This window comes from Kitasatospora sp. NPDC058218 (assembly GCF_042882445.1).
Taxonomy (GTDB): Bacteria; Actinomycetota; Actinomycetes; order Streptomycetales; family Streptomycetaceae; genus Kitasatospora.
Genome location: NZ_JBHVWC010000129.1, coordinates 1 through 10,587, shown reverse-complemented (window position 1 = coordinate 10,587; position 10,587 = coordinate 1). Strand labels below are relative to the sequence as shown.

Sequence of the window (10,587 nt, the reverse complement as noted above, 5' to 3'; positions counted from 1 at the left end):
ACGGGGTTGGTGGCCAGGAGGTGTTGGCCCATTTCGGGCCATTGTGAGCCCTGGCCGGGGAAGACGAACACGGTCTTGCCGCTGACGCCGGCCGTCCCGGTCACCAGGTCCGGGTGCGGCTGCCCCTCGGCGAGTGCCGCGAGGGCGTCCAGGCCGGTGGCGCGGTCGGCGGGGACGACGGCGGCCCGGTGGTCGAACCCGGCCCGGCGGTGCAGGGCTGTCGCGATCGCGCGGTCCGTGCTGTCGGGGTGTTCGGTGATCCAGGTGTGCAGTCGGCGGGCCTGGTCGCGCAGGGCGTCCTCGCTCTTCGCCGACAGTGGCCAGAACACCGGCCCGTCCACGTCCTCCTCGGGCCTGTGCTCGACCGGTTCGGCGGTGGGTGCCTCCTCCAGGATGACGTGCGCGTTGGTCCCGCTGATGCCGAACGACGACACGGCGGCGCGGCGTCGCCGCTCGCCGTCGGCCTCCCACGGCCGGGCCTCGGTCAGCAGCTCGACGGCGCCCGCCTCCCAGTCGACGTGCGGTGTGGGCTCGTCCACGTGCAGGGTCTTCGGCAGCTCGCCGTGCTGCATCGCCATGACCATCTTGATGATGCCGCCGACGCCGGCCGCAGCCTGCGTGTGGCCGATGTTGGACTTCAACGAGCCGAGCAGCAGCGGGTGTTCGACCGGACGTCCCTGACCGTAGGTGGCGAGCAGCGCCTGCGCCTCGATCGGGTCACCGAGAGCGGTGCCGGTGCCGTGGGCCTCCACGGCGTCCACGTCGGCGGCGTCCAGGCGGGCATTGGCGAGGGCGGCGCGGATGACGCGCTGCTGCGCGGGACCGTTCGGGGCGGTGAGGCCGTTGCTGGCGCCGTCCTGGTTGATCGCCGTGCCGCGGACCAGCCCGAGGACGCGGTGGCCGTTGCGCTGCGCGTCGGACAGCCGCTCCAGCAGCAGCAGGCCGACGCCCTCGCCCCACCCGGTGCCGTCGGCCGCCGCGGCGAAGGCCTTGCAGCGGCCGTCCGCCGACAGCCCGCGCTGCCGGCTGAACTCCGTGAACATCGAGGGCGCCGACATGACGGTGATGCCGCCCGCCAGCGCCATCGAGCACTCGTCCCGGCGCAGTGCCTGGGCGGCGAGGTGCAGGGCGACCAGTGAGGACGAGCACGCGGTGTCCACGGTGACGGCCGGGCCCTCGAAGCCGTAGGTGTAGGAGAGCCGGCCGGCCGCCACACTGGTCGTGTTGCCCGTGCCGACGTACCCCTCGTAGCCCTCCGGGATGCGCGGCAGCCGGGCCATGTAGTCCTGCGCGATGACGCCGGCGAACACCCCGGTCGCCGATCCGCGCAGTTCGGCCGGGTCGATGCCGGCGTGCTCCAGGGTCTCCCAGGAGGTTTCCAGCAGCAGGCGCTGCTGCGGGTCCATCGCCGCCGCCTCGCGCGGCGAGATGCCGAAGAACTCGGCGTCGAACCCGCCCACGTCGGCGAGGAACCCGCCGGTCCGGGCGTACGAGTAGCCTGGCTTGCCCGGTTCCGGGTCGTAGATCGCCTCGACGTCCCAGCCTCGGTCGGCGGGGAAGCCGCTGATCGCGTCGCGGCCCTCGGCGACCAGGCGCCACAGCTCCTCGGCGGATCCGACACCGCCCGGGTAGCGGCAGGCCATGCCGACGATGGCGATCGGCTCCGAGTCGGCGTCGGTGTCGGATCCGCGTACGGGGGTCGAGGCCGCCGTCGGCGCGGTGGCGGCGCCCGCCTCGCCGAGCAGGCGCTCGCCGAGGTAGGCGGCCAGTGCGCCCGGGGTCGGGTAGTCGAAGATCAGCGTCGCCGGCAGCCGCAGACCGGTGGCGGAGTTCAGACGGTTGCGCAGCTCGACGGCGGTCAGCGAGTCGAAGCCGAGCTGCTGGAACTCCTGGTCGGCGCCGATCGCGTCCGCGCTCGTGTGCCCGAGGACGGTCGCCACCTCGGCGCGCACCAGGTCGAGGACCAGTGCGGCCCGCTCGGCGTCGCCCCGCCCGGCCAGCCGCTGGGCCAGCGAGGACGGGCTCGCCGTGCTGCCGGCGGCCTGCCGGACCGGCCGCCGCACCAGGTCGCGCAGCACGGCGGGCAGCGGGCCGCCGCTGTCCAGCGCCGACCGGTCCAGCTTGGCCGGGACGACGGCGGGCAGCGCGCCGGCCACCGACGCGTCGTACAGCGCGAGGTTCTGCACATCGCTGAGCGGCAGCAGGGCGCCGCGCTTGCCGAGCCGGCGCTGCTGTCCCTCGTCCAGGGTGCCGACCATGCCGGCCGTCGGAGCCCACAGGCCCCACGCCAGCGAGGTCGCCGGCAGACCGAGCGCCGAGCGGTGCTGGGCGAGGGCGTCCAGGAAGGCGTTGCCCGCCGCGTACGAGCCCTGGCCGGGGTTGCCGACCGTGCCCGCGATCGAGGAGAACAGCACGAACGCCGCCAGGTCGCGGTCCGCGGTCAGCTCGTGCAGCCACTGCGCGCCGTCCACCTTGGGCCGCAGGACGGCCGCCAGGCGCTCCTCGTCGTACGACTCCAGCGTCCCGTCGTCCAGGACGCCCGAGGTGTGCACCACGGCCGTCAGGTCCGGCAGGTCCGCCAGCAGGTCGGCCACCGCCCGGCGGTCGGTGACGTCGCAGGCCAGCACCCGCACCCGCGCACCCGCCGCGCCCAGCTCGGCGACGAGTTCGGCGGCGCCCTCGGCTGCGAGACCGCGCCGGCTGGTCAGTACCAGGTCCCGGGCGCCGTGCAGCGCCACCAGGTGCCGGGCCAGCAGCCGGCCGATCCCGCCGGTGCCGCCGGTGATCAGCACCGTGCCGTCCGGGCCGGGCGCGTGCGGCACGGTGAGCACTACCTTGCCGATGTGCTTCGCCTGACTCAGGTGCCGGAACGCCTCCGGCGCGCGCCGGATGTCCCAGCAGGTCACCGGCAGCGGACGCAGCACGCCCGCCTGGAACAGCTCGCGCAGCGCGGTGAGCATCTCCTGGATCCGGTCGAAGCCCGCGTCCACCATGTCGAACGCCTGGTAGTCCACGCCCGGGTGCCGCTCGGCCACCTCGGCCGCGTCCCGGATGTCGGTCTTGCCCATCTCCAGGAACCGCCCGCCGCGCGGCAGCAGCCGCAGCGAGGCGTCCACGAACTCCCGGGCCAGCGAGTCGAGCACCACGTCCATGCCCTCGCCGCCGGTCGCGTCGAGGAAGTGCTGCTCGAAGTCCAGCGTGCGGGAGGACGCCAGGTGCGCCTCGTCCAGGCCCGCTGCGCGTACCGCCGCCCACTTGCCGGTGCTCGCCGTGCCGAACACCTCCACGCCCAGGTGCGCGGCGAGCTGGAGCGCGGCCATGCCGACGCCGCCGGCCGCCGAGTGGACGAGCAGTCGCTGGCCCGGCCGCATGCCGGACAGGTCGTGCAGCGCGTAGTAGGCGGTGAGGAAGACGATCGGTGCGGCCGCCGCCTCGGCGAAGCTCCAGCCGTCCGGGACGTGGGTGACGAGCCGCTGGTCGGTGACCGCGATCGGCCCGGCCCCGCCGTCCAGCAGACCCATCACCCGGTCGCCGGGTACCAGCCCGGTCACCCCCGGGCCGACCTCCAGCACCACGCCCGCGCCCTCGCTGCCGATCAGCGCGTCACCCGGGTACATGCCCAGGCCGATCAGCACGTCGCGGAAGTTCAGACCGGCGGCGCGCAGCGCGATCCGGATCTGACCCGGCTGCAGCGGCGCTTCCGCGTCCGGGTGCGGGACCAGGGCGAGATTGGCCAGCGTGCCCTTCTCCGTCACGTCCAGACGCCACGAGGTCGCCCCGGCCGGCGGCGTGAACCCGCCCGAGCCGGTCTCGCGGGCGAGACGCGGCACCCATGCGGTGCCCTCGCGCAGCGCGAGCTGCGGCTCCCCGGTGGCCAGCGCGGTGGCCAGCACCTCCTCGGAGGACGGCGCGCCGTCGGAGTCCAGCAGCACGAACCGGTCCGGGTTCTCCGCCTGTGCGGCCCGCACCAGACCCCACGCGGTGGCCGACCACGGGTCGGTCACCGCCTCGCCCGAGCGGGCGGCGACGGCACCGGTCGTGACCAGCACCAGCCGGGACTCCCCGGAGCGCTCGTCCGTCGTCCAGCGGCGCACCAGCTCCAGTGCCCGGGCGGCCGCGGCGTGTGCCCGGTCGGCCCCGGCGAGGTCGTCCGGGCGCACCTCGACCAGCAGTGCCGCCGGCAGCTCCGAGTCGGTTGCCGCCAGGGTGGCCGCCAGGTCGTCGGTGCGGGACACCGTCGGGGCGGCGTCGGCGGTGCCGGTCGGCAGGGGGAGGGAGGTCCAGCCCAGCGTGAACAGGGCGTCCTGCTCGGCGGGCCGCGCCCGCAGCGACTCCGGCGACACCGTGCGCAGCACCAACGCCCCGGCCGACACCACCGGCGAACCAGCCGGATCCGTGATCTCCAGCGCCACCGCGCCGGAGGCGGCGGGTGTGATCCGGACCCGCACGGTGGTGGCGTCCGTGGCGTGCAGCGCCACGTCCGTCCACGAGAACGGCAGGCTGATCGGACCGGACTCGCCCTGCTGCGCCTGCTCCAGCGCGCCGAAGGTGAGCGGGTGCAGGGCGGCGTCCAGCAGCGCCGGGTGCACGCCGAAGCGGCGGCGGCCGCTGCCGCTGCCCCCGGCGGGGAGGGTGACCTCGCCGAACAGTTCTCCGCCCGCCTGCCAGGCCGCGGTGAGGCCCTGGAACACCGGGCCGTAGCCGAGGCCCAGGCCGGTCAGTCGCTCGTAGAAGCCGTCCAGGTCCACCGCCTGCGCACCGGCCGGCGGCCACGCCGTGTCGGCCCCGCCCAGCGGGTGGGGTTCCGGCGCGGTCCGGGCGAGCGTGCCCTCCGCGTGCCGCGTCCACGGTGTGTCCTCGGCGTCGCCGGGCCGCGAGTGGACCCACACCGGCCGGCGGCCGTCGTCGTCGGGCGCGCCCACGGTGACCTGCAGTTGCACCGAGCCCTGCTCGGGCACGACGAACGGTGCGGCGAGCGTCAGCTCCTCGACGAGTGCGCAGCCGACGTGGTCACCGGCGAACAGTGCCATCTCGGCCATGCCCGTACCCGGCACCAGCACCGTCCCGTGAACGGCGTGGTCCGCCAGCCAGGGGTGGGTGCGCAGGGAGATGCGGCCGGAGAAGACCACGCCGTCGCCCTCCGCCAGTGGCACCGCCGCCGACAGCAGCGGGTGCACGGTGGGCTGCTGGCCGAGCTGGCTCGGGTCGCCGTTGGACGAGCTGGTGTCGATCCAGTAAGTCCGGTGTTGGAAGGGGTAGGTGGGGAGGTTGGTGTGGGTGCCGGTGGTGGTGAAGCGGGCCGGGTGGCCGTGGGTGTGGGCGGTGGTGAGGGCGGTGAGGGTGGTGTGTGCTTCGGGGTGGTTGGGGGTGAGGGTGGCGGTTGCGGTGGCGTCGGGGTGGGTGGTGCGGGTGAGGGTGGTGAGGGTGGCGTCGGGGCCGAGTTCGAGGTAGGTGGTGACGCCGTTCTCGCCGAGGGTGGTGAGGGCGTCGTGGAAGCGGACGGCCTCGCGCAACTGGCGTGTCCAGTAGGAGGGTTCGGTGAGCTCCTGGGCCAATTCGCCGGTCAGTGTGGAGATGATCGGACGTGTGGGCTCGTGGTAGGTCAACGACTCGGCGACGGCGCGGAATTCGTCGAGGATCGGGTCCATGTGGTGGGAGTGGAAGGCGTGGCGGGTGTTGAGGACCTTGGCCTTGCGGCCCTGTTCCTTCCACTGCGTGGCGAGGGCGTGTACGGCGTTGACGTCTCCGGCGATCACTACCGCGTCGGCGGAGTTGATGGCGGCGATGGTGAGGGCGTCGGTGAGGTGGGGGAGGACGTCGGTCTCGATGCCCTGGAGGGTGGCCATGGCGCCTTGGTCGGTGCTGTGCATGAGGCGGGCGCGGGCGTTGACGAGCTTCGCGGCATCGGTGAGGGAGAGGACGCCGGCGCAGTGGGCGGCGGCGATCTCGCCGATCGAGTGCCCGGCCAGGTAGTCCGGGGTGAGGCCGTGGTGCTCCAGGAGGCGGAACAGGGCCGTCTCCAGGGCGAACAGGGCGGGCTGGGTGTGGAGTGTGGTGTCGAGCAGCCCGTCGGGGTTCGACGCGATGATGTCGCGCAGCTGCGGGTCGAAGTGGCTGAGTGCCTCGTCGTAGGCGGCGGCGAAGACGGGGAAGGTGGTGTACAACTCCTCGCCCATGCCGACCCGCTGGGATCCCTGGCCGGTGAACAGGTAGGCGAGCTTCCCGCTGCCCGAGGCGTTGCCGGTGACGACGCCGGGGTGGCCCGTACCCTCCGCCAGGGCGTGCAACGCCTCCGCCCGCTCGCCGGGCAGGACCACGGCCCGGTGCTCGAACAGCGACCGCGCGGTGGTCAGCGAGTGCGCGACGTCGCCCTCGCTCACGTCCGGGTGCTCGGTGAGCCAGTCGAGGAGCCGGCGGGCCTGGTCGCGCAGCGCGGGCTCCGACTTCGCCGACAGCGGCCACACCACTGGGAGGCCGGTCGCCGCCGCCGCCTCCGTCGGCTCCTCGACGGCCGGCTCCTCCAGGATGACGTGCGCGTTCGTCCCGCTGATGCCGAACGACGAGACGGCCGCCCGGCGCGGGAGTCCGTCGACGGTGTCCCACGGACGGTTCTCGGTGAGCAGGGAGACGGCCCCGGAGGCCCAGTCCACCTTCGGGGTCGGCTCGGACACGTGGAGGGTCCTCGGCAGCTCGCCGTGCCGCATCGCCATGACCATCTTGATCACGCCGGCGACCCCCGCGGCCGCCTGCGTGTGGCCGACGTTCGACTTCACCGCACCGAGCCAGAGCGGCCGTTCGGCATCGCGCTCGCGGCCGTAGGTGGCGAGCAGGGCCTGCGCCTCGATCGGGTCGCCGAGCGAGGTGCCGGTGCCGTGCGCCTCCGCCGCGTCGATGTCGCGCGCCGCGAGGCGGGCGTCGGCGAGGGCCTGCCGGATGACGCGCTGCTGCGCGGGACCGTTCGGGGCGGTGAGGCCGTTGCTGGCGCCGTCCTGGTTGATCGCCGAACCGCGGATCACCGCCAGGACCTGGTGTCCGTTGCGGCGGGCGTCCGACAGCCGCTCGACCAGCAGCAGGCCGGCGCCCTCGGAGAAGTTGGTGCCGTCGGCGTCGGCGGAGAAGGCCTTGCAGCGCCCGTTCGGCGCGAGGCCGCGCTGGCGGCTGAACTCGACGAACGGCGCCGGGGTGGCCATCACCGTCGCGCCACCGGCCAGGGCCAGGTCGCAGTCGCCCTTGCGCAGCGCCAGCACGGCGAGGTGCAGGGCGACCAGCGAGGACGAGCACGCGGTGTCGACGGTCACGGCCGGGCCCTCGAACCCGAAGGTGTAGGCGATCCGCCCGGACGCCACGCTGCTGGTCGTGCCCGTGAGGAGGTAGCCCTCCAGGCCTTCGGCACCGGAGAAGGCGTGCGGGACGTACTCCTGGTGGATGACGCCCGCGAACACGCCCGTCCGGCTGCCGTGCGCGGCGGCCGGGTCGAGACCGGCGTGCTCGAAGGCTTCCCAGGCCAGCTCCAGCAGTACCCGCTGCTGCGGGTCCATGGCCAGGGCCTCGCGCGGCGAGATCCCGAAGAACTCGGCGTCGAAGCCGCTGGCTCCGTGCAGGAACCCGCTCTCCGAGGCGTAGGAGGTGCCGGGCCGCTCCGGGTCCGGGTCGAAGAGGGCGTCCAGGTCCCAGCCGCGGTCGGTGGGGAAGGAGGAGACCGCGTCACCGCCTCCGGCGACCAACTGCCACAGCCGGTCGGGCCGGTCGGCCCTGCCGGCGTAGCGGCAGCTCATTCCGACGATGGCGATGGGTTCGTGGACCCGGTCCTCGGCCTCGCGCAGCTGCCGGTTGGCCTGGCGCAGATCGGCCGTCGCCCGCTTCAGGTAGTCGCGAAGCTTCTGCTCGTTCCCCATGGTGATGTTTGCTCCTCGATGTCAGGGGGGGGTCAGGCCGTGCCGAGTTCTTCGTCCAGGACGTCGAACAGTTCGTCGTCGGTGACGGTTTCGAGGTCGTCGTCGAGGTCGTGGCCGCCGTCCACCGGGGTGGCGTTCCAGCGGCGGGCCATCTCCTGCAGCCGGGCCGCGATCAGCGAACCGTCGCCGCCGCCTCTGCCTCCGCCGTCGCCGGAGCCGGGCCGGGCAGCGTCCAACGCGGATGCCAGGCGGTCGAGTTCGGCCAGCAGAGCGACCTGTGCGTGCTCGGGCGAGGGGGCGATCTCCTGCCGAAGGTGGCGCGAGAGGGCGACCGGCGACGGGTAGTCGAAGATCAGCGTCATCGGCAACTGTCGCCCGGTGGCGCCCTGGAGCCGGTTGCGCAGCTCCACCGCGGTCAGTGAGTCGAATCCCAACTCCCGGAACGCCCGGTCGGGTTCGATGCGTCCGGCGGAGGCGTGGCCGAGCACCGTCGCGGCCTGCGAGCGCACCAGCTCCAGCAGCACCGCGTCCTGCTCGGCCTCGCTCGTCCCGGTCAGCCGCTGCATCAGCGCGGATGTGTCCACCGCTGCCGCTGCGTTGGCCCGGCGGCGGGCCGGCGCGGCCGGCACCAGGCCGCGCAGCAGGTGCGGCAGCGCACCGAGCTCCGCCTGCGCGCGCAGCCCCGCACGGTTCACCCCGGCCGCTACCACGGGCCCGCCGGCCGCGAGCGCGGCGTCGAACAGGGCGAGGCCCTGTTCGTCCTCCAGCGGTGTCACGCCGCCGCGGGCCAGGCGGGCCACGTCGGCCTCGCTCAGGTGGCCCGTCATGCCGCTGCTCCGTGCCCACAGCCCCCAGGCGATCGCAGTCCCGGACAGGCCGTGCGCCCGGCGGTGCTGCGCCAACCCGTCCAGCAGCGCGTTCGCCGCCGCGTAGTTGCCCTGGCCGGGCGAGCCCAGCACGCCGGCGGTCGACGAGAAGAGGACGAACGCGGCGAGTGCGGCGTCCCGGGTCAACTCGTCGAGCAGGAGAGCCGCGTCGGCCTTCGGACGGAGCACCGTCTCGAACTGCTCGGCGGCCAGCGAACCGACCAGGCCGTCGTCCAGGACGCCGGCCGCGTGCACGACCGCGGTGAGGGGGTGCGCGGCCGGCACGTCCGCCAGCAGCTTCTCCAGCGCCGAGCGGTCCGCGGTGTCGCAGGCGGTGGCGGTCACCGTCGCGCCCAGTGCCTTGAGTTCGGTGCAGAGCTCGGCGGCGCCCGGCGCGTCGGGCCCGCGCCGACTGGTCAGTAGGAGGTGGCGCACACCGTGCAGCTCGACCAGCCGCCGGGCCACCAGTCCGCCCAGCAGTCCGGTGCCGCCGGTGATCAGCACGGTGCCCTCGGGGTCCAGTGGCGCGGCGGGCTCCGGCGCCGCCGACGCCGGCAGGGCGGCTAGTCTCGGTGCGCAAAACCGGCCCCCGCGGATCGCGAGTTGAGGTTCGTCCACGGCGAGCGCGGCGGCCAGTGCCTGCTCGGAGGCCGGGTCGTCGTCCAGGTCGACCAGGGTGAACCGCCCGGGGTTCTCCGTCTGCGCGGTCCGCAGCAGACCCCACACCGCGGCCTGGCCGAGCTCGGTGACGTCGGCCTCGGCCGTCGTGGCGACGGCGCCGCGGGTGACCACGGCGAGGCCGCCGGGACGCTCCTCCGCCAGCCACTCCTGCACGGCCTTGAGAACCGGGAACAGGGTGTCGCGGACCTCCAGGCCGGCCGGGACGTGGAAGACCTCGACGTCGGCGGGTTCGGCGGTGACGGCAGTGGGCGGCGCGACGGTGATCCAGTCCAGGGCCAGCAGGCCGTCCCCGGCCCCGGCAGTCGTCCGGACGTACGTCGCCGGATCGACCGGCTGGAAGGTCACCGCGCCCACGGTGAGGACCGGCTCGCCGGTCGGGTCGGTGGCGGTCAGCGCGTACGCGTCGGCGCCCAGGGGTGACAGCCGGACCCGCAGCTCGGTGGCGCCGGTCGCGTGCAGCGTGACGTCCTCCCAGGCCAGGGCGAGCCGGGGGGCGGCTCCGCCCTGCTGATCGGCCGGGGTCGCCACGTGCAGGGCCGCCTGCAGCAGCACCGGGTGGATGCCGTACCCCTCGACGTCCGTGCCCTCCGGGAGCGCCACTTCGGCGCAGAGGCCGTCAGGCTGCCGCCAGGCGCGCCGCACGACCCGGGAATCCCCGTCCACGACGAGTCCGGACGCGGCCAGGCGCTCGTACAGCTCCTCCGGATCGATCGGCTCCGCACCGGCCGGAGGCCAGGCGGCGGTGTCCGCGACGTCTGTGTCCTGCGCCGCGTCCTCCAGCAGGCCGGTCGCGTGTCGGGTCCACGGCGCTTCCTCGCCCGGTCGGGCGTGCACCTCCACAGCGCGTCGCCCGTCCGCGTCCGGTGTGCCCACGGCCACCTGGAGCTGCGCGGCCTGCCCGGTCGGCAGCGGCGCCTCCACGGTCAGCTCGGCGATGCGGCCGGCGGCGACCGAGTCTCCGGCGGCAACGGCGAGTTCGAGCAGCGCGGCGACGGGCAGGACCGGCGTCCCGCCGATGCTCTGTCCGTCCAGCCAGGGCTGGTCGGTGGCGGAGAGGCGGCCGGTGGCCAGCAGTCCACCGTCCGAGGCGATGGTGACGGTGGCTCGGAGGAGGGGGTGGGTGGTGTGGTGGAGGCCGAGGGTGG

Annotated in this window: 2 protein-coding genes; both read right to left on the bottom strand. The window is 74.5% G+C overall.

Going from position 1 to position 10,587, the window contains the following annotated elements; genetic code table 11:
• On the bottom strand, positions 1 to 7,895 hold a 7,895-nt coding region (locus tag ACFVYI_RS41770), incomplete at its 3' end, for an SDR family NAD(P)-dependent oxidoreductase (RefSeq protein WP_387895217.1).
• 32 nt (positions 7,896 to 7,927) lie between these two features.
• Positions 7,928 to 10,587: SDR family NAD(P)-dependent oxidoreductase (locus ACFVYI_RS41765; RefSeq protein WP_387895215.1), on the bottom strand; the 2,660-nt coding region annotated here is incomplete at its 5' end.